This is a genomic window from Enterococcus sp. LJL120 (genome assembly GCF_054871765.1).
In genome coordinates this window covers 25,019-50,414 of record NZ_JBTXLV010000005.1, presented here as the reverse complement: position 1 = coordinate 50,414, position 25,396 = coordinate 25,019, and the positions used below count along the sequence as shown (strand labels likewise).

Genomic DNA, 25,396 nt, shown 5'->3' with positions numbered 1-25,396 from the left:
AGGCAGTCTTCAAAAAGCGCAGCAGCTTGTAAATGCAAGGAGGAAAGTCCGGCGTTTGCAAGCTGCTATCAGCTTACTCTAAAAGCTGGCCTCATTTTCAGACTTTAAATAAAGAAGGAGGGATTCGATGTCTCTAGCAAGTGTCCAAGAATATTTTGCCAATTTAAACAAGGCCGATCAAATCATTGTTCTTGAAGAGTCCTCAGCAACAGTCGCTTTGGCGGCGCAAGCGCTACGGACTCAGCCTGCGCAGATTGCCAAGAGCTTATCTTTTAAAAAGAAAGCTAGTGCTGAAGCCATCTTAGTCGTGGCGGCCGGTGATACAAAAATTGACAATCAAAAATACAAAGAATTCTTTCAAGAGAAGGCTTTGATGCTTAAAGCAGACGAAGTCGATCAAAAAATCGGCCATCCAGTCGGTGGTGTCTGTCCCTTTGCCGTGAATGCAGAGGTGGCTGTTTATTTAGATGATTCTCTGAAACGCTTTGACTTTGTTTATCCCGCCTGCGGCAGCGGCAATAGTGCCATCAAGTTGACAATTCCAGAGTTGGAAACTTACAGTAACTTCCGCCAATGGATTGATGTGTGCAAATATTAAAACTGACTACGTTAAAGAGCCTGAGAATTTTCTCAGGCTCTTTTGCTTTAGCTAAACTAGCGATTCTTGGGATAATCACGCTCCAAGAGTCAGTACAAAGGTCAGTAAAGTATCTTTAACTAGCTTTGATTATTAAAATCTCAAGAAACAAAAATTTTTCCCAATTAAAAAAAGCCTGTAAAAGTTAGCAGTTAAAATGTATCGGTTCCCCAAAATGTTAGATTTTTGGTCTAACCTTTGGGGCCACTACAAAAGCTAATTTTTACAGGCTGTTTAATTTTTATTCAGCAGGGGGAGTTGGTTCTTCAAGTTGGCTCGTTGAAGTTTCCATTTCTTCAAGCGGTGAAGGAATGTCTAATTTTTGCTGCTGGCGGCGTCTTCTTAACCAAAATAGGTAAACAGCAAACAAGAAAATACTAACGACAAAAGAAATAGCACCTAAGCTAAAGCCTTGTGGCAGATATTTGAAGACAATTTCATGACTGCCGGCTGGAAGATTAATAGCAACCAATGCATCTTCATAGGCGGTAATTTCAACTTCTTCGCCGTCGACATAAGCTTTCCAGCCTTCGTCAAAGGGGATAGTCGTCATTAAAACTTGGTCGCTATCAACGGTAACATTTCCGCTGGCGGTCCGGCCATCAGTGGTTAATTCAACTCCGTTCGCTTGAATGGCGTTCATCGCTGTCGTGTAAGCAGTCGTATCCATACCTAAAACCTGTGGATTAAGTAAACTAATCGCATCAGTTCCGTAAAAGCTAACCGAAAAATTAACAGTTGTCTGCTCCGCATAATAGCCTAAATCATAATACTGTCCGGTAATATTAATCTGGGACTTGCGACTTTCACCATTAACAAAAACTTCGGCGGTGGAGCTACCGATCTGGTTAAAGTCAGTTGGAAACAAACTAATGTAGGCTTGAGTGTTGGCAGAGACGGTCACTTGATAATTAATGACCTTCGCAACATTATTAGTCTGTTCACTATAGGTCACAGTGTTGCCATTTTCAGTCACGTCCGTATTTTCTGTGGAGGTGACAATTGGATTGTAAAAGGTAAAATAATTTAAATTTTGCCCAGATAAAGCATTGACCAAATTTGTCTGGGTTCCCAAATTGTCAGAAACCAAACTCTCCACGTTGTAAATACTTTCATCCGTTGTGAAGGCTAATGGCAGAGCATTTTGATTTTCATATAAGGTATAATCTCCCGCTGACTCGATAGCAGAAAAGCCAAATTTATTGAGGGTGGTTTTGCTGAGATTATATTTTATGCCAAAAAGGCTATCCATCAAGAGGGTATTATTATTGTAACGAATATTTAAATTAGTCCCCCGGGAACGAAAACCGAGTTCATCCAAAAAGCTGGAGGAATTCCGATTGCGAATAGAAGAAAACATGCTGATACCGCTGTAACCATAATTCAGACTGTCATTGGAGGAGACGGCATCCAAATTTTCCAGTCGATAAAAATTGTCATTCAAGTCCTCAGATTCAGAGACGAGGGACTTGATTGCCGGATAAGGACTGGTGTACAAACTTCTGGAAGCGTAATTCCAATCATCTAAAATTCCGTGAATCATGCCGTTAGTATTCAGCAGTGCCTCGCCACTCATTAAGATTAAAAAGATAATACTAAGACGTTTTAGAGTGAGTTTATTTGACTGGAATAGCGCAATCCCTAACGTGTAAAAAAGTAAAAAGGCCACGCTGATAATCAGTGAAAATAAGCTGACATAAGGGTAGTTATTGGTTTCCAGACCGAAGCCGATACAAAAGAGCGCGGCAATCAACAGGCTGAGACCCATAACAAGGTAGCTATCTTTTTTGGTAAACTGCTCCCAGCCGTAACCGGCAAGTAGCACGACTAAAAAGGAAAATAAATAGGCGTAGCGGAATAAAAACATGTTCGGCGCGTGCATCCCGTGCCAGAAAAGGTTTAACGGTACAAGGTAAAAGCTCGCGATTAAAATCGCCAACAAGCTGCCGAAAGCCACTTTATTTTTCCAAGAAATTTTACGGGTCACAAAATAAAAGACACAGAAAACTAATGGTACTAAGCCGACATAAATAAATGGAATCGAACCATAGCGGGTGGTATCGTAAACGCCAATCATATTTTTCATCAAGATGTCCCACCAGCCGGTTGCCTCCGTTTTCAACTGATTAATTGTTGAGAGGGATTCGCCATTGGTCCGCAAATCCAAGACAGCCGGTAAAATCATAATCAGTGAAGCACCGGTGGCTAAACCAGCGGTCAGACCATAGGGAATAATCGTTTTGAGATAAGTCTTGGGCTTGGTCAAAAGCCGGGCGATAAAATACAGCCCAGAAAAAATGGCAATCATAAAGCCCATGTAAAATCCGGATAAAAAGAGCAACAAATAGCTGACAAATAAAAGCAGCGGTTTTTTCTCATCCATCACCTTATGGATGCCTAAGATGACTAGCGGTAGATAGACAAAAGCATCGGACCACATGATTAATTCTGAATGAGCCGTGGCAAAAGACATTAAGGCATAGGCAACAGCCAAAGAGACCTTGTTCCATTTTGGCAATTTAAAACTGTGATTTGCCAAAAACCAAAAGCTTAAGCCGGCTGCCCCGATTTTTATGAGGGTAATCAGATAGAGGGCATCAGGCACTAATTGGTTTGGGAAGAAATAAACCAAAAAGGTGAAGATCCCGCCTAAATAATAGGAAACAAGGGAAAGATAGTTCAAGCCTAATGAGGTATTCCAAGTGTAGAAAAAGCTCTGCTCGCCGTGTAGAAAATTATTAAAGCTGGCATAAAAATTTGAAGATTGCGAAAAAGCATCACTTGCCAGAATGCTGCGGGAGCTGCCGGGATAAATACCGATGCTGAGATAGACCCCTGCTAAAATTAAAAAAGGCAGTAAAAAACTGGCTAACATAAACCAGCGATTTTCCTTAAAGTAAGGAGTAGTAAAAGGATTTTTTATTTTAAAAGAAGATTTTTTATGAGCTGTCTGTCGTTTCAAAAAAGGTTCACCAAATTTCTATAAAGTCATTAAGGATAGTGTACCATAGGAAGAAAGTCGAGGCAGAATTTTTCAACTCGAAAATTAAAAAGACTGAGGTAAAAATGCTTTAAGGAGGGCGAAGAAATTTTGTAGAGGTGGAGATTATTGATTGCAGCTATTTTAGACAAGCTTAACTTCTTAGCTGAGACACAAAAAAACCGTCTCCTGTAAAAAGGAGACGGTTGGGAATACTAGTTGTTGTGATTAAACACGTTCAACTTTTCCAGATTTCAACGCGCGAGTTGAAACCCATACTTTTTTAGGTTTGCCGTCGATTAGCACACGAACTTTTTGCAAGTTAGGTTTGACAGTCCGTTTAGTAGCATTTAATGCGTGAGAACGGTTGTTGCCGCTGCTAGTTTTACGACCGGTAAAATAACAAACTTTAGCCATGATATTTCCTCCTTCATCTTATGATGCAATTCAATCTGCATGCATTCTTCTGCCTGAGCTCCTAGAAACTTCTATTACTATAGAAGAAAATACAAGCTCCTGAGTCAAGAAGAACTTGCTGTCGATTGCAAAATCTTGAAGCGAATTCTTCAGCTCATACCGTAATAATTTATCATAGGTTGCTCCATTTAGCAAGCTGATTTTTTGAAGAGAATTGACAAGTCCTGTGAAAACGTGTAAATTATACAGAGTTATGGTGGGCTTGTTTTGATAAAAGCCCGTTTTTGTCGTCAGATTATTGGCTGGCTTTCTTTTATTTACTAGGGGGCTATGATAAAATACAGAGTGAATTTGACAAAAAATTTGTAGGGAGGCATACAAATGGCTGTAAAAATTAAAACGGCTGCCGGAACGATTGAAATCTCCAATGAAGTGATTGCAACAGTCGTCGGCGGAGCAGCAACCGACGTGTTTGGCATCGTTGGCATGGCCAGCAAGAGCCAGATTAAAGATAATATTAACGAAATTTTAAGAAAAGAAAATTATTCCCGCGGTGTGGTAGTTCGGCAAGAAGAAAATGGTGTGGCGGTGGATGTGTATACCATCATCAGTTATGGCACCAAAATTTCTGAAGTATCCCGCAATGTTCAAGAAAGTGTCAAATACAATTTGGAAACTTTACTGGGCGTGAGCGCAAATTCAGTGAATGTCTTTGTGCAGGGTGTGCGGGTATTGCCTGACTAGGCACAGGTGCTTAGCATCAATAAGGAGGATATTTTAGTGAGTGTAACAGAAATCAGCGCCAGCCAGTTTCAAGAAATGGTTCAGGCGGGGGCAAAGCGCTTAAATGTAAATGCGGAATTTGTCAATTCCTTAAATGTATTTCCCGTGCCAGATGGTGATACGGGTACCAATATGAATTTGTCGATGACCAGCGGAGCGAAAGCCGTTGTTGATTCACCATCACAAAAAGTCGGTGAATTGGCAAATATTTTATCAAAAGGTCTTTTAATGGGGGCGCGGGGCAATTCCGGCGTTATTTTGTCTCAGTTGTTCCGAGGCTTTTCCAAACATATTCCCGATGTCTTGAACTTAAATGCTAAAGATTTAGCAGCAGCTTTTACCCATGGAGTTGAAACAGCTTATAAAGCCGTGATGAAACCTGTGGAGGGCACGATTTTAACCGTTGCCCGGGAAGCAGCTAAAGCCGGCGAACGCAAGGCTCAAAAAACGGACGATGTGATTGAAGTGATGGAGGCTGTTTTAAGCGGTGGTAAACGGGCGTTGGCGAAAACGCCTGATTTATTACCCGTCTTAAAAGAAGTCGGCGTTGTCGATAGCGGCGGCCAAGGCTTGGTCTTTATTTATGAAGGCTTTTTAAATGCCTTAACTGGCAAATTTGAAGCGGATATTGCTTACGAACCATCACCAGCAGCGATGGATGAGATGGTCAATGCAGAACATCACCGTAGTGTCCAAGGACAATTGGCCACCGCCGATATTAAATTCGGCTACTGTACAGAAATCATGGTTAATATCGGCGAAGGCCCAACAGTTGATAGCAAGTTTGATTATGAAACCTTCCGTAATTATTTAGACGGACTAGGGGATTCATTATTAGTAGTCAATGACGATGAAATTATCAAAGTTCACGTCCACACGGAACATCCCGGCGAAGTTATGAATTACGGGCAAAAATTTGGTTCGTTAGTGAAAGTTAAAGTCGACAATATGCGGATGCAGCATGAAACGATTTTGGAACACGATGAACATATCCACGAAGACTTAGATATCACTCAAGCCCACAAACCTTATGGCGTGATTGCGATTGCTGCCGGTGAAGGAGTGCAGGAATTATTTAAGAGCTTAGGTGTTAACTTTGTGATTAGCGGCGGCCAAACGATGAATCCTAGCACAGAGGATATTTTAAAAGCTGTGGAGGAGGTCAATGCCGACCAAGTAATCATCCTGCCGAATAATAAAAATATCTTTATGGCAGCTGACCAAGCGGCTGAAGTAGCAGAAGTGCCAGTGGCTGTGGTGCCGACTAAAACCATTTCCCAAGGGATGACGGCGATGCTGGCCTTTAACGACCAAGCTGATTTAGAAGAAAATAAAACTTCGATGACAGAGTTAAGCGAAAGTGTGGTCAGCGGACAAATCACCAATGCGATTCGCGACACAGCGATTGATGGTGTGACTATCACAGAAGGCGATTATCTCGGTATGGTTGACGGCAAGATTGTCGTATCTGAAAAGGATATTAAAGATGTTGCCTTGACGACTCTTGAGAAGATGATTGCAGCCGATACGGAAATTGTCACGATTATCGTCGGTGAAGGCGGCAGCCAAAAAGCCGCTGAAGACCTTGTTAAAACTCTTTCAGAAAAATATCCTGATTTAGAGATGGAGATTCACCAAGGAAATCAACCGGTTTACCCATACTTGTTCTCTGCTGAATAAAAAATTAAACACTTGTAAGCCTGAAGCACTAATCTTAGATTGGTTTTTCAGGCTTCTTTCTTGAAGGGAGGTCGACAGATGACAGCATTGACAGATAGTGTCGCCGTTTTAGCCGGCGTGGGTCCTAAGCGCCAAGAAAATTTAGCCAGCCTCGGCATAGTGACGATTGAGGATTTGATTACTTATTTTCCATTTCGCTATGAGGATATTCAAGAAAAAAATCTCAATGAAATTGGCAATCAAGAAAAAGTCACGCTGAAGGGGACTGTTGTTTCTGAAGCGGTCTTAGCCCGTTATGGCTATAAAAAAAATCGCCTGCAATTTCGCATGATGCAAGACCATGATGTCTTCAGCGTCTCTTTTTTTAATCAACCTTATCTAAAGGATAAAGTGATTTTAGGAGAAGAAATCGCCGTTTATGGCAAATGGGATGCTAAGCGCAAAGCTTTAAACGGCATGAAAATTTTAGGCAGCAAATCACCAGAGGATTTTGCCCCGATTTATCATGTCTCAAAAGCAGTCCGCCAGAGCACCCTGATTGAATTAATCAAGCTAGCATTGGAACTCTATCAAGAGCAGATTTTTGAAAATCTGCCGGCCTCTCTGATTGAAAAATATCGCTTAATGGATCGCAAGTCAGCGATTATTGCCATGCACTTTCCTAAAAATCATCAGGAAAGTCAGCAGGCCAAACGGCGAGTCGTCTTTGAAGAATTTTTCCTCTTTCAAATGCGGATGCAGGGCTTAAAGGCGCAGGACAAAGCTGAAGTCAACGGGATTTCGATTTTATATGATGTGCCCCGCTTGAAAAAATTTGTCGAGACGCTGCCCTTTGAGCTGACCAATGCTCAAAAGCGGGTCACTAATGAAATCTGTCGAGATTTGCGCAGTCCGCAACATATGCAGCGGCTTTTGCAAGGGGATGTCGGCAGCGGGAAAACGGTGGTGGCGGCAATTGTTTTGTATGCCGCCATGACAGCTGGTTTTCAAGGAGCCTTGATGGTACCAACGGAAATTTTGGCCCAGCAGCATTTGGAAAGCTTGAGCCAGCTCTTTGATCCTTTGGAAGTACGGGTGGCAGTTTTAACCGGTTCGACTAAAACGAAAGAACGGCGGGAAATTCTTGCTCAATTAGCCAATGGCGAATTGGATATTCTTGTCGGCACCCACGCTTTGATTCAAAAAGATGTTTTCTTCGCCAATCTCGGTCTCGTGATTACCGATGAACAGCATCGCTTTGGTGTGAACCAGCGGAAAATTTTGCGGGAGAAGGGCTTGCGACCAGATGTTTTGTTTATGACGGCGACGCCGATTCCTCGAACTTTAGCGATTACCGCTTATGGGGAAATGGATGTTTCCGTGATTGATGAATTACCGGCCGGCCGAATTCCTGTGGAAACTCGCTGGATTCGTCATCCGCAATTAGATAGCGTCTTGGAATGGAGCTTAAAAGAACTTTCAAAAGGTCATCAGATGTATGTTATCTGTCCGCTGATTGAAGAATCAGAGGCTTTGGATGTCAAAAATGCCACCGAAATTTATGAACGCCTGCAAACTTATTATGGCGACACCTATCAAGTGGCTTTGCTCCATGGTAAAATGAAAAACCAAGAAAAAGATCAAATCATGGAAAATTTTAAAGACCAAAAAAGTCAGATTTTAGTTTCCACCACCGTGATTGAAGTCGGGGTCAATGTTCCCAATGCCACAGTGATGCTAATTATGGATGCCGACCGGTTTGGTTTGGCGCAGCTCCATCAATTGCGAGGCCGGGTTGGTCGGGGCGGCGATGCCTCCTATTGTATTTTAGTGGCGGACCCGAAAAACGAAATGGGTGTGGAGCGCATGAAAATCATGACAGAAACCACTAACGGCTTTGTCGTCAGTGAAAAAGATTTAGAGCTGCGGGGGCCAGGCGAAGTCTTTGGCTTTCGGCAATCAGGAATTCCGCAATTTATTGTGGGGGATATCGTCAATGATTTTAATATTTTGGAAGTGGCCCGCAGTGAAGCCAAAAAGATTTGGCAGAATTCCGACTGGCAACATCAAGCAGAATATAGTAGTCTAGTGGAGACTTTAAAAATAGCTGATGAAGAACAATTTTTTGATTAAAGCGCAAGTTGCTTGAACTAAACTGGAGGAAAATAAAAAAATGAAAATTGCAGTAGATGCGATGGGCGGCGACAACGCCCCTCAAGCCATTGTCGAAGGAATTATGCTAGCTAAAGCGGAATACCCTGAGATGGAGTTTCTTTTATTTGGAAAAGAAGCGGAAATTAAAAAGTACGTAACCGATGAAAAAAATGTCGAAATCATCCACACCGATGAAAAAATTATGAGTGATGATGAACCCGTTAAAGCGATTCGCCGTAAAAAAACAGCGTCAATGGTGATGGCGGCCCAAGCGGTCAAAGAAGGTCGCGCCGATGCGATTTTTTCTGCCGGTAATACCGGAGCTTTATTAGCAGCTGGCCTATTTATTGTCGGGCGCATTAAACAAGTGGAACGGCCAGGCTTGATGACCACTTTGCCAGTGGTTGGGCAGCCGGATAAAGGCTTTGATATGCTGGACTTAGGGGCGAATGCCGATAACCGGCCAGAACATTTATTGCAATTTGGTGTCTTAGGAGCCTTTTATGCTAAAAATGTTCGGGGAATTGAAAATCCCCGTGTTGGACTTTTAAATAATGGTACGGAAGCTAGCAAAGGTAGCGAGCTGACCAAAAAAGCATATGAGTTGCTAAGTGAAGCACCTGATTTGAATTTTATCGGCAACGTTGAAGCCCGTGATTTATTGAGCGGTGTCGCTGATGTAGTTGTCACCGACGGCTTTACTGGAAATGCCGTCTTAAAGACAATTGAAGGGACTGCTATCAGCATCATGTCGCTATTGAAAAATTCGATTTCAGAAGCAGGTATTACAGGCAAGCTGGGGGCATTATTATTAAAAGACAGCTTGCGGGGGTTGAAAAATGAAATGGATTATTCTAAACATGGTGGAGCAGTCTTGTTTGGCTTAAAAGCACCCGTGATTAAAACCCACGGAGCAACTGGACCAGAGGCTGTGAAGTATACCATTCGCCAGATTCACCGGATGTTAGAAACTCAGGTCGTCACTCAATTGGTGGACCATTTTGCCCAAGAGGAAGCAACAGAGTCTGAAGCAACGACACCAGCGGAATAGAAATTCGCTGAAAAAGGTAGACAAACAATTTTTTTATCAGTAAAATGAAGCTTGCAGACTGAGGGCAAGGAAAACGGGGGTGAAGCGAATTGACGCGGGAAGAAGTATTTAGCAAAGTAGCGAATATTATCGCCAAACATTTTGAAGTTGAGCCGGATAAAATTACCGATCAGATTAGTATTAAAGATGATTTGAATGCTGATTCAATTTCAGTGATGGAATTTGTCTTGGAATTAGAAGACGAATTTGGGACTGAGATTTCTGATGAAGAAGCAGAAAAAATTGAAACAGTTGGCGGCGCAGTTGACTATATTATGAACAATCAATAATCATTGATTTTCTCGAGGTTGTGACATAAGCTCAAAACAGATTTAAAATAGCTAAACCATCGTCAGTAACAGCTGACAGTGGGGGTAAGTTTGTCAGTCGGACCATTTGGCTCTGACAGCAATTCACCCTTTAGTTTAGAAATTTTGTCTGTGAAGGAACTTATGTGATAACCTCTTTTTTTATCTCCTTAAAGTTTCAAAAGCAGAGAAAAACCAGTATAATAGAACAGTATCTGCAACCAAGTTGGAAAGGAATGGGAACATGAATCACCAGTTGACCAAATTGCTACAGGAGAACTATCAAATTGTTTTTCATCATGTCGATTTACTCGAACAGGCCTTCACCCATTCATCCTATGTGAATGAGCATCGCAACTTGCATTTATCTGACAATGAACGCTTAGAATTTTTAGGGGACGCCGTTTTGGAATTATTAGTTTCCCGATTTTTATATGACACCTTCACGGATTTACCTGAAGGTCGTTTAACGAAACTGCGTTCAGCAATTGTCAGAGAGGACAGTCTTTCAAAATTTGCGAAGGAATGTCAATTTGACCAGTATGTGTTACTAGGAAAAGGCGAAGAAAACTCTGGCGGCCGGATGCGCCCCGCCTTATTGTGTGATTTATTTGAAGCCTTTTTAGGGGCTTTGTATTTAGATCAAGGATTAGACGCTGTTTTGGCGTTTATTAGCAAAGTTATCTTTCCCCAAGTGACTAATGGTGCTTTTTCACATGAGATGGATTTTAAGACCCGTTTACAAGAAGTCCTACAAAAAAACGGCGATGTTAAAATCGACTATCAATTAACTAAAGAAGAAGGTCCTGCCCATGAACGGGAATTTTGGACCAAAGTTTTATTGGATGGTCGCGAAATCGGCGATGGCCACGGGAAATCCAAAAAGCTTTCAGAACAAGCTGCAGCGGAAAATGCCCTGAAGCAATTAGCTGAATCCGAAACAAATTAGGAGCGATTTTGTGTATTTAAAGAAAGTAGAAATAGCCGGCTTCAAGTCCTTTGCTGATCGCACGGTGATTGATTTTGAAAATAAGTTAACCGCCGTCGTGGGTCCAAACGGCAGCGGTAAAAGTAATATCACCGAAGCGATTCGTTGGGTTTTAGGGGAGCAGTCCGCTAAAAGCCTGCGGGGCGGTAAGATGCCGGACATTATTTTTGCCGGCTCTGAATCCCGCAAACCTTTGAACATTGCCGAAGTGACGATTGTTTTAGATAACAGCGACAACTATCTGCCGCTGGATTTTAGTGAAATCAGCGTGACCCGTCGTTTACGTCGGACTGGTGAAAGTGACTTTTTCATTAATAAACAAGCCTGCCGTCTAAAAGACATTCAAGATTTATTTATGGATTCTGGGTTAGGCAAGGAATCTTTTTCGATTATTTCTCAAGGGAAGGTCGAAGCGATTTTCTCCAGTAAGCCTGAAGACCGTCGCGGAATTTTTGAAGAGGCAGCCGGTGTTTTAAAATACAAGCAGCGGAAGAAAAAAGCCGAGCAGAAATTATTTGAGACAGAAGACAATTTAAGCCGGGTTCAAGATATTATTTATGAGCTGGAAGACCAGCTGGAACCTTTGAAGGCCCAGAGTGCAGCCGCTAAAGAATTTTTGACTTTAAAAGAAAAATTAACGGCAATCGACATCAGTGCTGTCATTACCGAAGTCAGCAGCACCAAAGCCGATTGGGAAACTAAAAAAACAGAACTGACTGTCTTAGCGGAGCAATTGACAGAGGTCCGTGAAGCGATTCAACACGCTGAAAGTAAATTATTTGATTTGCGGCAAACCCGCAGCCAAACCGACCAGCAGATTGACCAATTCAATCAACAGCAGCTGCAATTGACTGAAGCCTTGAAACAAGCAGAAGGGCAAAAGGATGTTTTAAAGGAACGCTCGCAAAACACCTTGAAAAATGCCCAGGAATATCAAGCCTCTGTGGAAGAAGCCGAAGCAAAATTAGCCGAGTTTAGTCAGCAATTAACTGATTTGCGGCGCAATTTATTAACAAAAGAAGAAGAGATGACGCTTTTAAGCAATGAAATTGCGACCACTGAAAGTGAATTAATCAAGTACCAAAAATCCTCTAAGGAAATTATTGAAGATTTGCGCAGCCAATATGTTGAGCTGATGCAAGAGCAAGCCAGCACCAACAATGAATTAAAACATTTGGAGCGGACCTATCAACAAGAGATGGCCAAAAACCAACAGGCGCTGACTAAAAATCAGCAGTTGGAAACGCAACAGGCGGCGTTGGTTGAACAGGTGGCTGATTTAACTGAGAAAAAAGCGACCGTCCAAGGCCAAATTGCTAAACAATTAAAGGATTATCAAAAGACCCAACAAGAATTACAGCAGGGGAGCGCTCGTTTTAAAGAAGCGCAGCAGGAAATGTATCAGCTGATGAATCGGCTGCAACAGGTTAAAGCTCGCCATAAAAGCCTGCAGGATATTCAAGATAATTATACTGGGTTTTATCATGGTGTCCGTTTGATTTTGCAAAACCAAGAGCAGCTTGGCGGTATCGTCGGCGCCGTGGCGGAATTATTAACAGTGCCAGAAGATTACACCCTCGCAATTGAAACGGCTTTAGGGGGCGCAGCGCAAAATATTGTTGTAGAAACGGAAAAAGATGCCCGCAATGGGATTACTTTTTTGAAGGAACGCAAAGGCGGCCGTGGAACTTTTCTGCCGCTGACAACGATTAAGCCCCGTTCCTTAAACAGTTCTCAAGTGAAAAAAGCCCAAGATGTGTCAGGCTTTTTAGGAATTGCCAGCCAATTAATCAGCTATGATGACAAAATTGCTAATATTGCAGAAAATTTATTAGGGCATATTGTGATTGCCAAAGACTTGACCAGTGCCAACCAACTGGCGAAGGCGCTGAATTATCAGGTGCGGATTGTTTCCCTCGAAGGAGACGTGATGAATGCCGGCGGTTCGATGACCGGTGGTGCCAGCAAAAAAGGTAATCAAGGCAGTCTCTTTAGTCAAGGCCAAGAATTGCAGCACCTCAGTCAAGAATTGGAACGAATTGAAGCTCAGCAATTTGCTAAGGAACAACAGGTTCAACAGTTGGAAGCTGTTGTGAAAAAGCAAGAGGTCGACTTAGAGGCCTTTCGCAGTCACGGGGAAGCGACCCGTTTAGAAGAACAAGAAATTTTAAATCAGCTTGCTAATAAAGAAAATGAATTAGAGCGGGCTCAAAAAGAATTACAAATTTTTCAAATGGAGTCGACAGAGCTGCAGCGTTTCATCGGCGAATATCAGCAGGAAAAAGCCGAACTAACGGATAGACAAACCAGCCTAGCGACACAATTGACCGACATTGATCAAGAAATTAAATCTATTAGTCAAGAAAGCGAATTGGTGGAGGAAACCCGCCAACGTTTGCAGGAGGAAAAAAACCAGCAAACGGCTAAGTTGGCGATTGCCAAGGAGCAGAAAACCCATTTGGAAAGCCAGCTCCAAAATCTAGTGGAACAAGAGCGGGACACTGCTAATCGACGGGATAACTTAGTCAGTCAAATTGCGGCTTTAAGCAATGCTTCCTCTGATTTTGAAATGACGGAAGAAAGTTTAGTGGCCCAAGGGGAAGAATTGGGCCGGGCCCTCGCGGAAATCAAGGAGAAATTATCTACCGCAAAAGAACAACGGCAGGCTTTACAGGAACAAGTTGACCAATTGGACAGCCAATTGACCGAAGCCAATCAGCAACAAAAAAATCTGATGGCCACCCAAACCAATTTAGAAGTTCAAAAAAATCGGCGGGAGCTGCAATTGGATAATTTCTTGGCATACTTGCAGGAAGAATATAGCATGACTTATGAAGCGGCTATCTGGCAGTATCAAGAAACGGCTGACTTAGCGGCAGCTAAAAAAGAAGTGCGTCAATTAAAAGCCGATATCGAGCGACTAGGTCCTGTCAATTTAAACGCCATCGAGCAGTTTGAACAAGTGGATGAGCGTCATCAATTCTTAGTTAGCCAACGGGATGATTTATTGTCCGCCAAAGAACAATTATTTACCACGATGGCGGAAATGGACGAAGAGGTCAAACTGCGTTTCAGTGAAACCTTTGATGCCATCCGCAATAAATTTAAAGCCGTCTTTCCAAAAATGTTTGGCGGCGGTCGGGCGGAATTATTCTTGACTGACCCGACAGATTTATTAAATACCGGAATCGAAATTGAGGCTCAGCCGCCGGGTAAACGGCTGCAAAGTTTGAGTCTATTATCAGGAGGCGAGCGGGCTTTAACAGCTATCGCTCTGCTGTTTTCGATTATCCAAGTGCGGACAGTTCCGTTTTGTATTTTAGACGAGGTGGAGGCTGCCTTAGATGAGGCCAATGTTTCACGCTTTGGCCATTACCTCAGCCAATTCCAAAGTGACACGCAATTTATTGTTGTGACCCACAGAAAAGGTACGATGGAAGCCGCCAATGTTTTATACGGTGTCACTATGCAGGAATCCGGCGTGTCTAAAATTGTTTCGGTACGTCTGGAGGATGTCACTGAAGGTGGCAGGATTTCGGCGGAGGCGCAGTAAGGAAAATTCTGTCTTATATGATTAAGTTGAAATAAATAGGGGCCTAAGCTAGTATCGACTGGTTTGTAGTGGCTGCAAAAGTTTCCAGATAACATAAAGGAGCGTTTCATGATTAAACTAATTGCAATTGATTTGGACGGCACTTTATTAAATAGCGAAAAGAAAATCTCCGAGGCAAATAAATTGGCCTTACAAAGCGCCAAAGATGCCGGAGTAAAAATTGTGCTGTGTACTGGCCGACCTTTAAGAGGGATTGAAGTTTATTTGGAGGAATTGGGTCTAGAAGAAGCTGGTGATTACAGCATCACCTTCAATGGCGGCTTGGTTCAAAAAAATGATACCGGTGAAATTTTAGCCAAAAAAGCTTTAACAACAGCCAATGTTCGAGAAATTTATGAGCTAGGCAAGCAACTTGAACTGCCAGTGGACGTTTTAGCTGATGATGATGTCCTACAACTAACGACGGCTCCCGGACATAATTCAATCTATCAAAGCTTAAATGATTTGTTGAATTTTATTCCGACTGAAATCGAAGCAATCAATGATGAAGGTACTTATAATAAGGCTGTCATGGCTTATAGTGCGGCTATTTTGGATCAAAAAATCCCGGACATTCCGCAGGATTTATATACTAGATATGAAATTATAAAAAGTCGGGCTAATCTGCTAGAATTTATGCCTAAGGGTGTGACGAAGGCTTATGGAATTTCTTTGTTGGCGGATTACTTAAAAATAACCGCCGCAGAAGTCATGGCAATCGGTGATGAAGAGAATGATTTGCCGATGATTGAATACGCCGGCATCGGTGTCGCTATGGCCAATGCTGTACCTGATGTCAAAGCCATTGCTGATTATGTGACCACTAGTAACGATGAAGATGGTGTGGCTGCCGTTATCGAGAAATTTGTTTTTGTTGAAGAGTAAGCTGTAACAATCAGACTAAACTACTACAAGGATAAATTTGTTGCCTTAATACGAGTTAGGATGTCAGTTCCACTTTTAGCAGTAGATAAAGTCACTGCAGTTTAGTGGAATGATATACGTACGAAAAAACAGACTAAATTTCAGCCAAGAAATTTAATACCTTAAAATGAGTTAGGATGTCAGTTCCACTTTTAGCAGTATATAAAGTCATAGCAGTTTAGTGGAATGATATACGTACGAAAAACAGACTAAATTTCTACAAAGAAATTTAATACCTTAATATGAGCAAGGATGTCAGTTCCACTTTTAGCAGTAGACAAAGTCCCTGCAGTTTAGTGGAATGATATACGTACGAAAAACAGACTAAATTTCTGCCAAGAAATTTGTTGCCTTAATACGAGTTAGGATGTCAGTTCCACTTTTAGCAGTATATAAAGTCCCTGCAGTTTAGTGGAATGATATACGTACGAAAAACAGACTAAATTTCTGCCAAGAAATTTAATACCTTAAAATGAGCAAGGAGGAAATTCCATGGGATTTTTTGATAAGATCAAAAAGGCTTTTACCGGCGAGACGGAAGAGGTTCAAACGCCGGAGGAAGTCGAGGTCCAACAGAAATACGAGCAGGGTTTAGAAAAGACTCGTAAAACTTTTGGCGAGCGGATGAATGAATTATTTGCGAATTTCCGAACGGTTGATGAAGACTTTTTTGAAGAGTTGGAAGAAACTTTAATCGGAGCTGATGTCGGCTTTGACACAGCGATAAAAATCACTGAGGCTCTGCGTCAGGAAGTGAAGCTGCAAAATGTCAAAAAGCCGCAGGAAGTTCAAAATGTTATCATTGAAAAATTAGTCGACCTTTATGAATCTGAAGGGGTTGATGAGGTCAATGCTCTAAATGTGCAGCCTGAAGGATTGACAATTATGCTATTTGTCGGAGTCAACGGGGTTGGTAAAACTACGAGTATCGGCAAATTGGCGAATCAATACCGTGAAGCTGGCAAAAAAGTGCTTTTAGCGGCGGCGGATACTTTTCGGGCAGGCGCGATTGATCAATTAGTTGTCTGGGGTGAGCGGGCCCAAGTCGAAGTCGTTCGTGGCAAAGCTGGCGGCGATCCTGCGGCTGTCGTTTATGATGCGGTGGCTAAGGCGCAGGAACAGCAGGCAGATATTTTGTTAGTGGACACTGCTGGCCGTTTGCAAAACAAAGTCAACTTGATGAACGAGTTAGAAAAAATCAAACGCGTCATTCAGCGGGAAGTGCCAGATGCGCCCCATGAAGTGCTATTGGTGGTGGATGCGACGACTGGACAAAATGCGATGGTCCAGGCGAAACAATTTAAGGAAACAACCGATGTCACTGGTTTAGTCTTAACTAAATTAGATGGAACCGCTAAAGGTGGGATTGTGCTGGCAATTCGTAATGAGCTGCATCTGCCGGTGAAATTAGTTGGCTTAGGCGAAGGCATCGATGACCTAGAACCATTTGAGCCAAATGATTTTGTGATTGGTCTGTTTAAAGGCTTGTTAAAGGAAGAATAGATTTTATGGAAACACTGAAGTCCGATTAGTCAGACTCCAGTGTTTTTCCATTTTTCCCAACAAAAGAATAACTTTATGACACTTTTTTGATAACGCTTTCTATCCTATGATATAATTAAAAATATCGCATTGTAAAAGGAGAGGAGCAGAAAAATGACTGAGAAAATTCTGGAGCGGCTGCATAGTTTGGGCATTCCTGAACTAAAAGAGGTTACTGAACTGAAGACTATGAATGGTGATTACATTAATCTGACCTGTCTGCTACCAAACGGGAGAATCAGTAATATTTTGGATAATAAGAAACAATATTTGGCTGCAGAAATTGAAAAAAAAGATTCTGAATTTTGTTATGGAGTGGCCGCTGATGATCAGCAAATTGCTGTGTATGAATATAGCGGCGGTGGGAAAAATGCCAAACTGGTTATTTGGACAGCTCTCTAATCTGGAAATGCTCGCATAAAATAATGCCCCTAGAAGTTAGTTTTTTGGCCTAACTTCTGGGGGCATTACAGTTAACAGAATAATTTTTTTAGCCTTCTTTTTATGAGAGGGCTTTTTTATTGTTATTTGGAAGCCATGCTTGTTGTAGCCGTTGCTTGAGGCCTTTGATAAAGCCAAAGGAAGCCAAGAAGGAGAAACTGCGTCCGATTAATTCACCTAGCCAAAAAGCATGGGCTCCGACTAACGGAATCAAAAGCGAGGTTGCTGCAATCCGAATCACCAGGTCACCAACGTTACAAATCAGATAATTGCGCATGGAAAGGCTGCTGCGCAAGAGGCTTTCATTCATAAATTTAAAGACTGTTAATAGCGTAATCAAACTGCTAAATAAAAGATAACTGAAAAAAAAGTTATAGGCTGCTGGATGGCTGCTGGAATCGAAAAAGAGATTGCAGAGGGGGCGGGCAAAAATTACCATCAAAAGACTGACGATTACCCCATAGATAACAGAAATTTTCACTAAAAAACGATAAAATTGTTTCAAGGCGGCACTGGCTTCTGCCGCAAAAGCCCGCGCAGAATAAATCGACAGAGTCTGGGAAAATCCAGAGATGACAATTCGGCTGATATTTAAGACCCGTGTGATCGCAACATAACCGATGATGATTTCATTTCCTAAAGGATTGACTAAGGCCTGCAGCAAAACAGAGGCAAAGGTAATCACAAATTGCTGAAACATTGACGGCAGAGCGATGTGGGCCAATTCTTTTAATAATTGCCACGACATGCGGATTTTCAGTGAGAAATCTGGGAAGCTCTGGGCTTTTTTGTGGAGGGATAATAGGCTGACCACCATCAAGGCAGCCTGAGCAAAGACCGTTCCCAAGGCAGCGCCAGCAATTCCCCAATTAAAGACTAGAATAAAAATTAAATTTAAAAGAATATTTAAGAGAGACGAGCTTAAAACTAACAGAAAACTTTTGCGGGCTTCGCCAAAGGTCAAGAGCATCGCCCGGGAAATATCATAGAGATAAATGCAGGGCACCCCAAGTAAATAAATGCGGCTGTAAGTCAGGGTATCAGCCATCAGATTTTCTGGTACATGCATCCAAGTCAAAGCAACTGGTAGTAGGAGAATCCCGATGACAGTCAGAATTAAGCCGGCGAGAATGGCCAGCACTAAAATATTTCCGATACTTTGAGAAAGTTTTTTAAACTGTTGCTTGCCGATAAAACGGGAAAAAATAATTTCTACAGCCAGCTCAATACCGCCGGAAATAACGATAAACAGCATCAATAAATTGCTGGCGTTGCCGATAGCGGCCAGCTCGTTGGGACCTAGCGTTTGTCCGACGATAATCATGCTGACGGCACTATAGAGCTGTTGCGTAAACAAGCTGCCAATCAAAGGCAGGGAAAAGAAAAATAATTTTTTATTCGAAACGTGTTCCATGATTTTCACCTCAATTATTTGCTATACTTTATTTATAAACTATCACGTTAGGTTATAGTCAAGCAGGAGTTGAAAAAAAATGAAAAACGAATTGACGACCGGCGCTTTCGCCAAGCTGTGCCGCATTTCTAAGCGAACATTGTTTTATTATGACGAGATTGATTTGCTGAAGCCGGTGCGGGTGGATGAGAAGGGCTACCGCTATTATAATTTGTATCAAACGGATCGCTTGAGCACGATTCGTCTGTTTCGAGAAATCGGCTTGTCCCTCAAAGAAATCCAGCATTATTTTCAGGCGGCTGATTTCAAAGGGAAAAGTCAGATGCTGCAGGCCCAGCAAAGCAAATTGACGGAAAAAATTCAGGAGCTGCAACAAATTAGCGCCGGCATCGATTTTCTAAATCGACGCTTTCAACATTTTCAAGAAATCGGTGCCAACCGACTGTTTATTGAGGAGTTGTCGACCGCTGAAAATTATCGGCTAACTCCTAGAAAACCTCAGGAGGGAATTTCCGTCAATTATTTAAATTATGGCTATCAGTATGGAATTATTTTTGCGGAGGGAGAAATCTCAAAGGTGCAGGCGCAAAGTAGTTTTCAAAAAAATAGTTTGGCCGCAGTTGAATTGCCACAGGCGATGGCAGTTTTTCAGCGAGCTCAAACAAATAGCAATTTTCAAAAGTCTGCTGGTGAGTATGTCAGTATTATTTATCTTTTAAAAAATGGCGAGATGACCAGCTGTGTGCCCCGCTTTTTAAAGGCAATTGAAGACTATCCAACGACAGGGCCGCTCTTTCATGAGGACTATTGTAGCGAGCTAGCCAGCCTTTCTGACGAATTTATCATAAAGCTTTCCCGAAAATTGCAAAAATAATAAGCGGTTTAGTACGTTATTTCCTAATAATCCGCTATAATATACGGAGCAGATTCTCTAACAGAAAGGTGAAATCATGAATTTTAAAGCATTAATGCAAGCAACTAGCGTCTTGCCTTATCTTGAAAAGGCCCGCTTCGGTTTAGAAAAAGAAAGCCAGCGGGTCACTTTAGAGGGGGAGCTGGCGCAAACGGATCATCCCTCCGTTTTGGGCTGTCGTAGCTTCCACCCTTATATTCAAACGGACTTCAGCGAAACCCAGCTGGAATTAATTACCGGCGTAAAGGAAACTGAAACGGAAGTCTTGCGGGAGCTAGCGGCGATTCACGATGTAGCCCTGCGCTCGATGAATGACAATGAAATGATGTGGCCTTTAAGTATGCCGCCGCGTTTGCCGGAAAAAGACGGTGAGATTCAAATTGCGAAGCTAGCCCGCTTTGAAGATGTTTTATACCGCCGCTATTTAGCACGGGCGTATGGTAAGCGCAAGCAGATGGTCAGCGGAATTCATTTTAATTTTGAGTACGCCCCTGAACTAGTGACTAGCCTCTATGAAATGCAAAATGAGTGTAGCAGTCCAGAGGAATTTAAAACTAAATTGTATATGAAAGTAGCTCGTAATTTTTTGCGCTATCGTTGGCTGCTGACCTATTTATTTGGGGCGGCGCCTTTAAGCGAAGCCAATTATTTTACAGATGAAGCGCCGCAAGAGCCGATGCGCAGTCTGCGGAACAGTCGTTTTGGCTACACTAATCATGCAGATGTTCAAGTTTCCTACAGCTCTTTAGAAAATTATCTTGCTGATATCGCCGAAATGGTTAACAGCGGCAAGCTCTCAGAGGAAAAAGAATTTTATGCGCCGATTCGTCTGCGGGGCGGCAAAAAGATGTCGGAGCTGCCTAAAAAAGGTATTCGCTATGTCGAGTTGCGCAACATTGATTTAAATCCCTTCGAAAGAATCGGCATCAGCCATGATCAAGTCCGTTTCATCCATTATTTTATGTTGTTTTTATTATGGACTGAAGAAGATGCGGCGGCTGATCAATGGGTGGCAGCCGGTGATCAATTAAGCAATCAAGTGGCGGAAGAAGCACCGTTAGCTCCGACTATTGCGAAGGCAGAAGGTCAATGGTTGATTGCTGAGATGAGTAAGATGCTGACTGAATTCAAGTTAGCCGAGGCAGCTGAGTTTATTGCCGGTTTCCAGAAGATTATCGAAAATCCTGCTGAAACATTGGCGGCCCGTTGGTTAACGGCTGCTGAAAAAACCAGTCAAGCAACCTTGGCAACTGAGCTGGCGGCAACTTATTATCAAGCGGCCCATGAGCGACCTTACCAGCTGGCGGGTTATCGGGAAATGGAATTGTCCACGCAGATTCTAATGTTTGATGCCATTCAAAAGGGCATCAGCTTGGAAGTTTTAGATGAGAACGATCAATTTTTAAAACTGCATTTCAAAAAGCATGTAGAGTATGTCAAAAATGCCAATATGACAGCCAAGGATGTCTTTATTGTGCCATTGATGATGGAAAATAAAACCGTGACGAAAAAAGTTTTGGACAAAGCCGGTTTTCGCGTTCCGAAGGGGTCAGAATTTAGCAGTTTAGCTAGCGCCGAAGCGGCTTTCGGTGAATTTGCGCAGCGGGCTTTTGTCATTAAGCCCAAGTCGACTAATTACGGCATTGGCATTACCATTTTTAAAGAAGGGGCCACCTTTGAAGATTATCAAGCCGGTTTAGCCATCGCTTTTAAAGAAGACAGCGACGTTTTAGTCGAGGAATTTTTACCGGGGACAGAATATCGCTTCTTTGTTTTAGACGGCGAGGTCAAGGCAGTGCTCTTAAGAATCCCTGCCAATATTGTCGGCGATGGTCGTCGCAGTATTGAAGAGCTGGTGGCCGAAAAAAATCTTGATCCTTTAAGAGGAACCAATCACCGTTCCCCGTTAGAGTTAATTCAACTGGGGGATTTGGAAAAATTAATGCTGAAGGAGCAAGGCTACACGGTTGAAAGTGTGCCAGCTGATGGCCAAATTGTCTATCTGCGGGAAAATTCCAATATCAGTACCGGCGGCGACTCGATTGATTTCACCGACGAGATGCCAACGGCTTATAAAAAAATTGCCGCCGATGCGGTGGAAGCTTTAGGAGCTGTAATCAGTGGAATTGATTTGATTATTCCGGATTTAAAAGTGGAGCCGACGCAGGAATCGACAGCATATGGCATTATCGAGGCTAATTTTAATCCGGCGATGCATATGCACATCTATCCTTTTGCCGGTGCTGGTCAAAGATTAACGATGGACGTGTTGCAACTGCTTTATCCTGAAGTGTTTGAAGAAATGGAAAATTGTTAATAGTGGCATGGAGCTAAAGCTTATAATGTAAAATTTGCTTAGAGTTAATTCTTTTAAAAGTTTTTAGAAATAAAAAAGGCTGTCGCAGCATTTCTAGCTGGCGACAACCTTTTTTTTAATATTCAAAATCTTTAATTTCAATTGTTTGTTTGGTTTCTTGAACATCCAAGCCAGTGTGTTGCTCCCACCATTGCTTCATTTCTTTTTCATAAGTTGTGGGGAACTCTTCAACAATCTCAATGATTGGCCGGCCCTGCAGTTTTGCATAGGGATAATTTAAGGCCAAATTGTATTTTAATTCTGTCAACAGGCTGTAATACTGGAACATCATATAGTTCATTTCCAGCTCATCGCTGCCGGATAGAACCATCGGCGCTCGGTCAAAAATAAAGCCGAAGCTGCGCATCATAAAGACCACGCCATCCAAACTTTCATTTTCAATTAATTCCACATCCCGCAAAATATCAATGTGGCGGTCAAGGGCATTGAACAGCTCCTGCCGTAATTCAGGATATAACTCCATCTTCCTTCCTCCATCTCTCAAATGTTTTAGTGTATAGCAGTAAGATTACATGACAAAAGTTATCACCGAAATTTTGAAAAGAAAATTTTTCAATAATTTTCTTATTGAAGCAGTCCTTTTCTCAGTCATTCGGTGAAAGTCAGACAATCTTATCAGTCAAAAATGAATTGTTTCAGACCTACTTAAATAAATTATGCCAAAAGCCGCTTTTTTTCTCAGGCTCTGTTGCTGAAGTTTCAGAAGACAATGGATATTTGGCTTCGACATCCACTACTTCTTCATTGACGGCTGTTTTAGCTGCGAAAACCAGACCGATATCTGTTGGCTGATCTCCGACAAAATCATTCACAATCGTAAAGCGAATGTTTTGTTTGCTGGCCAGTTGAATATAAATGGACTCAACAGATTGTTCGACTTTGCCATTTAGCAGGAGGCTGCTGCCGGGATGCAGCGCAAATTCTTTTAAGAGGTTATCTTGGTTAGCTTTTTTAGGCATTTCTTCAAGGGTCATCGTCAAATGACAGCGCTCTCTAAAAGTTCCCAAATACTTGTGCTGTTCATCAGGATTGACCAGTGGTGCGCCATAAATCCCTTTATCTAAATGCTTTTGCAGTTCATCCGCCAAAAAAATCACCTCGTTGTTATGCTAAATTTATTATAGCATAAATTTATTGGGGAAAAATTTAGAAAAAGGCTTGCAAAAAAATTTAAATTTCTCTAAACTAATCGTAAGAATGAAAATCATTCTCAGTTAGAAAGGGTAGGAGGATTCTTTTTGAAAAAAAGTTTAATGGTCGGTCTGCTACTCTTACTAATTTTTATTTCTTTTTTTGTTGGAGTCAATGACTTGTCGCTGTCTGGTTTGCTTTTTGATGACGGTCAGCAACGGCTGATTTTTTTCAGCACACGCATTCCCCGGACAATCAGTTTGCTCTTGGCTGGCGCCACCATGAGCATCTGTGGTTTGGTGATGCAGCATTTGACCCAAAATAAATTTGTTTCCCCCACAACTGCCGGAACAATGGACAGTGCCCGTTTAGGAATTGTCTTTGTGATGCTAGTGCTGCCGACCGCCTCCATCTTCACCCGCAGTCTTGTGGCGTTTCTCTTTGCTTTTTTAGGAACCTTAGTTTTTTTAGCCTTAAGTCGAATTCTACCGGGAAAAAATCAAGTCATGCTGCCTTTAATTGGTGTGATGTTTGGAAATATTATCGGTTCTGTCGCGACTTTTTTTGCCTATCAATATCAAGTAGTGCAAAATATGTCCGCTTGGCTGCAGGGAAATTTTTCAACGATTACTAGAGGTGGCTATGAGTTATTGTATTTGACGATACCGGTTTTTCTTTGCGTCTATTTCTTTTCTTACGCTTTTACGATTATCGGCTTAGGGGAAGACTTAGCGGAAAATTTAGGTTTAAATTATTCTCTCTATCGTTTACTAGGAGTTTTCTTAGTGGCAGTGGCTAGTGCCGTCACTTTAATTATGGTGGGGTCGATTCCCTTTTTAGGGGTGATTGTGCCTAACGTTATCTCCATGATGTTCGGGGATAACCTCAGACAAACACTGCCGTTAACCGCATTAGGTGGCAGCATCTTTTTGATTGCCTGTGATATTATCGCCCGCTGTGTCATTCCTCCGTATGAAATTCCCGTCAGTGTGATTACGGGGATTTTAGGCAGTCTGATTTTTATCTATCTCTTGACGAAAAAAAATCAGCCCCAAAGGAGTAACGCATGAAAAAAATGATGCTGAAAATCAGTTTTTTGACAGCGGCGGCTCTGGTGATGTGTCTGTTGTATTTGACGTATAATACCCACGGGAATTTCGAATTTGCCCTGCAGATTCGTGGAAAAAAAATAGCCGCCTTTATCTTAGTGGCAATTGCAACCAGCTTTGCCACCATCAGTTTTCAAACGATGACCCAGAATCATTTTCTGACTCCCAATATTTTGGGCTTGGACTCATTATATGTAGTTGTTCAAACACTGCTGTTTTTTGCAGTCGGCGGCATCAGCATGCTCTCGCAGGAGGGAACCGGTCTCTTTTTAGCTAATATCGCCATCACCATGCTGGCCAGTCTACTCTTAAGCAATATTTTATTGAAACATAGTCAAAATAATTTATTTTTACTGCTGATGATTGGCATGATTTTAGGCACGCTCTTCAGTAGTCTCAGCACTTTTTTACAAGTGCTGATGGATCCCAATGAATATGATTTATTGCAGGGACGGTTATTTGCCAGCTTCAACAACGTCAATAGTTATCATCTGTTATGGGCAGCAGTCTTGATTGGCGTGACAGCCTTGCTCTTATTAAAAACCAGCCATTATTTAGATGTGCTGCATCTAGGACGGGAGCAGGGAATTAATTTAGGCTTAAATGTTACTCAAGTTCAGCTGTTATTGTTGCTGGCAATCAGCTTGTTGACGGGAACGGCCACGGCTTTAGTCGGGCCGGTAACTTTTTTAGGTTTTATCGTCAGCAATATTAGTTATCAATTGCTGGCGACTTATCGCCATCGGTGGCTGTTTGCCGCCGCTAGTTTATTAGGGATAATTTTTTTAATCGGCGGTCAGTTTTTAGTGGAACAAGTTTTTCAGTTGAACACAACCTTAAGTGTCGTGATTGAATTTGTTGGTGGCACGTATTTTATCGGCAAGTTAATCTGGGCCAATCGTTTGACCCGCAAACAGATAAACTAGCAGGCTAAAGG

At 42.2% G+C, this 25,396-nt stretch carries 20 protein-coding genes; 15 read left to right on the top strand and 5 right to left on the bottom strand.

Translation table 11 applies throughout. The features are described 5' to 3' along the window. Positions 1–127: 127 nt before the first annotated feature. A complete protein-coding gene (locus tag ACYSNU_RS09375; RefSeq protein ID WP_461736963.1) occupies positions 128–598 on the top strand; it encodes a YbaK/EbsC family protein in 471 nt (156 codons plus the stop codon). A gap of 280 nt (positions 599–878) precedes the next feature. On the opposite strand, the gene ACYSNU_RS09370 is transcribed toward ACYSNU_RS09375, so the two are convergent. Beyond that, on the bottom strand, positions 879–3,512 hold the full coding sequence (locus ACYSNU_RS09370) for a YfhO family protein (protein ID WP_461737187.1): 2,634 nt from the start codon (positions 3,510–3,512) through the stop codon (positions 879–881). A 333-nt stretch (positions 3,513–3,845) separates the two neighbouring features. Beyond that, positions 3,846–4,034, bottom strand: a complete 189-nt coding sequence (rpmB, locus tag ACYSNU_RS09365; RefSeq protein ID WP_071861708.1) for a 50S ribosomal protein L28 — start codon at positions 4,032–4,034, stop codon at positions 3,846–3,848. A gap of 381 nt (positions 4,035–4,415) precedes the next feature. On the opposite strand from rpmB, the gene ACYSNU_RS09360 reads away from it, so the two are divergent. From ACYSNU_RS09360 to ACYSNU_RS09315, 10 genes are all read left to right on the top strand, one after another. Then, positions 4,416–4,778 carry an Asp23/Gls24 family envelope stress response protein gene (locus ACYSNU_RS09360; protein WP_265456180.1) on the top strand — a complete coding sequence of 121 codons (363 nt, stop codon included), beginning with the start codon at positions 4,416–4,418 and terminating at the stop codon, positions 4,776–4,778. A 36-nt stretch (positions 4,779–4,814) separates the two neighbouring features. Then, complete coding sequence (locus tag ACYSNU_RS09355) at positions 4,815–6,497, top strand: DAK2 domain-containing protein (RefSeq protein WP_461736962.1); 1,683 nt, start codon at positions 4,815–4,817, stop codon at positions 6,495–6,497. Positions 6,498–6,575: 78 nt separating this feature from the next. Next, a complete protein-coding gene (gene recG, locus ACYSNU_RS09350; RefSeq protein ID WP_461736961.1) occupies positions 6,576–8,609 on the top strand; it encodes an ATP-dependent DNA helicase RecG in 2,034 nt (677 codons plus the stop codon). Between the two features lie 40 nt (positions 8,610–8,649). Beyond that, a complete protein-coding gene (plsX, locus tag ACYSNU_RS09345) occupies positions 8,650–9,681 on the top strand; it encodes a phosphate acyltransferase PlsX (RefSeq protein WP_461736960.1) in 1,032 nt (343 codons plus the stop codon). 89 nt (positions 9,682–9,770) lie between these two features. Then, complete coding sequence (gene acpP, locus ACYSNU_RS09340; protein ID WP_265456172.1) at positions 9,771–10,010, top strand: acyl carrier protein; 240 nt, start codon at positions 9,771–9,773, stop codon at positions 10,008–10,010. Positions 10,011–10,272: 262 nt separating this feature from the next. Then, positions 10,273–10,977 (top strand): ribonuclease III, encoded by a 705-nt coding sequence (gene rnc, locus ACYSNU_RS09335; protein WP_461736959.1) that lies wholly within the window; start codon positions 10,273–10,275, stop codon positions 10,975–10,977. A gap of 10 nt (positions 10,978–10,987) precedes the next feature. Next, a complete protein-coding gene (smc, locus tag ACYSNU_RS09330) occupies positions 10,988–14,569 on the top strand; it encodes a chromosome segregation protein SMC (protein ID WP_461736958.1) in 3,582 nt (1,193 codons plus the stop codon). A gap of 108 nt (positions 14,570–14,677) precedes the next feature. Further along, positions 14,678–15,493, top strand: a complete 816-nt coding sequence (locus tag ACYSNU_RS09325) for a Cof-type HAD-IIB family hydrolase (protein ID WP_461736957.1) — start codon at positions 14,678–14,680, stop codon at positions 15,491–15,493. 531 nt (positions 15,494–16,024) lie between these two features. Next, a complete protein-coding gene (ftsY, locus tag ACYSNU_RS09320) occupies positions 16,025–17,035 on the top strand; it encodes a signal recognition particle-docking protein FtsY (protein ID WP_265456165.1) in 1,011 nt (336 codons plus the stop codon). Between the two features lie 153 nt (positions 17,036–17,188). Further along, positions 17,189–17,476, top strand: coding sequence for a hypothetical protein (locus ACYSNU_RS09315; RefSeq protein WP_461736956.1), 288 nt, complete (start codon positions 17,189–17,191; stop codon positions 17,474–17,476). A 100-nt stretch (positions 17,477–17,576) separates the two neighbouring features. Here the strand turns inward: ACYSNU_RS09315 and ACYSNU_RS09310 are convergent, their stop codons facing one another. Then, the gene (locus ACYSNU_RS09310) at positions 17,577–18,929 is read right to left on the bottom strand and encodes an MATE family efflux transporter (RefSeq protein WP_461736955.1); all 1,353 of its coding nucleotides are present in this window, start codon (positions 18,927–18,929) and stop codon (positions 17,577–17,579) included. Between the two features lie 79 nt (positions 18,930–19,008). On the opposite strand from ACYSNU_RS09310, the gene ACYSNU_RS09305 reads away from it, so the two are divergent. Both ACYSNU_RS09305 and gshAB read left to right on the top strand, forming a co-directional pair. Continuing rightward, on the top strand, positions 19,009–19,803 hold the full coding sequence (locus ACYSNU_RS09305) for a MerR family transcriptional regulator (protein WP_461736954.1): 795 nt from the start codon (positions 19,009–19,011) through the stop codon (positions 19,801–19,803). Positions 19,804–19,876: 73 nt separating this feature from the next. Beyond that, entirely contained in the window at positions 19,877–22,159 is a 2,283-nt protein-coding gene (gene gshAB / locus ACYSNU_RS09300; RefSeq protein ID WP_461737186.1) for a bifunctional glutamate--cysteine ligase GshA/glutathione synthetase GshB, read from the top strand. 115 nt (positions 22,160–22,274) lie between these two features. On the opposite strand, the gene ACYSNU_RS09295 is transcribed toward gshAB, so the two are convergent. Both ACYSNU_RS09295 and ACYSNU_RS09290 read right to left on the bottom strand, forming a co-directional pair. Then, entirely contained in the window at positions 22,275–22,682 is a 408-nt protein-coding gene (locus tag ACYSNU_RS09295) for a hypothetical protein (RefSeq protein WP_265456155.1), read from the bottom strand. Positions 22,683–22,860: 178 nt separating this feature from the next. Beyond that, positions 22,861–23,307 carry a YueI family protein gene (locus tag ACYSNU_RS09290; protein WP_461736953.1) on the bottom strand — a complete coding sequence of 149 codons (447 nt, stop codon included), beginning with the start codon at positions 23,305–23,307 and terminating at the stop codon, positions 22,861–22,863. Between the two features lie 150 nt (positions 23,308–23,457). Between ACYSNU_RS09290 and ACYSNU_RS09285 the strand changes: the two genes are divergently transcribed. Both ACYSNU_RS09285 and ACYSNU_RS09280 read left to right on the top strand, forming a co-directional pair. After that, positions 23,458–24,420, top strand: a complete 963-nt coding sequence (locus tag ACYSNU_RS09285; protein WP_461736952.1) for an ABC transporter permease — start codon at positions 23,458–23,460, stop codon at positions 24,418–24,420. Beyond that, positions 24,417–25,385, top strand: a complete 969-nt coding sequence (locus ACYSNU_RS09280; protein WP_461736951.1) for an iron chelate uptake ABC transporter family permease subunit — start codon at positions 24,417–24,419, stop codon at positions 25,383–25,385. Before ACYSNU_RS09285 ends, ACYSNU_RS09280 begins: the two co-directional genes overlap by 4 nt. Positions 25,386–25,396: the final 11 nt, after the last annotated feature.

What these genes read in the sequence shown, in the direction of transcription:
- rpmB (WP_071861708.1), bottom strand. Translation starts at nt 4,034, where the DNA reads ATGGCTAAAGTTTGTTATTTTACCGGTCGTAAAACTAGCAGCGGCAAC.
- ACYSNU_RS09360 (WP_265456180.1), top strand. Translation starts at nt 4,416, where the DNA reads ATGGCTGTAAAAATTAAAACGGCTGCCGGAACGATTGAAATCTCCAAT.
- ACYSNU_RS09295 (WP_265456155.1), bottom strand. Translation starts at nt 22,682, where the DNA reads ATGGAGTTATATCCTGAATTACGGCAGGAGCTGTTCAATGCCCTTGAC.
- ACYSNU_RS09305 (WP_461736954.1), top strand. Translation starts at nt 19,009, where the DNA reads ATGAAAAACGAATTGACGACCGGCGCTTTCGCCAAGCTGTGCCGCATT.
- ACYSNU_RS09315 (WP_461736956.1), top strand. Translation starts at nt 17,189, where the DNA reads ATGACTGAGAAAATTCTGGAGCGGCTGCATAGTTTGGGCATTCCTGAA.
- ACYSNU_RS09325 (WP_461736957.1), top strand. Translation starts at nt 14,678, where the DNA reads ATGATTAAACTAATTGCAATTGATTTGGACGGCACTTTATTAAATAGC.
- recG (WP_461736961.1), top strand. Translation starts at nt 6,576, where the DNA reads ATGACAGCATTGACAGATAGTGTCGCCGTTTTAGCCGGCGTGGGTCCT.
- ACYSNU_RS09375 (WP_461736963.1), top strand. Translation starts at nt 128, where the DNA reads ATGTCTCTAGCAAGTGTCCAAGAATATTTTGCCAATTTAAACAAGGCC.
- ftsY (WP_265456165.1), top strand. Translation starts at nt 16,025, where the DNA reads ATGGGATTTTTTGATAAGATCAAAAAGGCTTTTACCGGCGAGACGGAA.
- rnc (WP_461736959.1), top strand. Translation starts at nt 10,273, where the DNA reads ATGAATCACCAGTTGACCAAATTGCTACAGGAGAACTATCAAATTGTT.
- ACYSNU_RS09370 (WP_461737187.1), bottom strand. Translation starts at nt 3,512, where the DNA reads ATGTTAGCCAGTTTTTTACTGCCTTTTTTAATTTTAGCAGGGGTCTAT.
- ACYSNU_RS09280 (WP_461736951.1), top strand. Translation starts at nt 24,417, where the DNA reads ATGAAAAAAATGATGCTGAAAATCAGTTTTTTGACAGCGGCGGCTCTG.
- plsX (WP_461736960.1), top strand. Translation starts at nt 8,650, where the DNA reads ATGAAAATTGCAGTAGATGCGATGGGCGGCGACAACGCCCCTCAAGCC.
- ACYSNU_RS09310 (WP_461736955.1), bottom strand. Translation starts at nt 18,929, where the DNA reads ATGGAACACGTTTCGAATAAAAAATTATTTTTCTTTTCCCTGCCTTTG.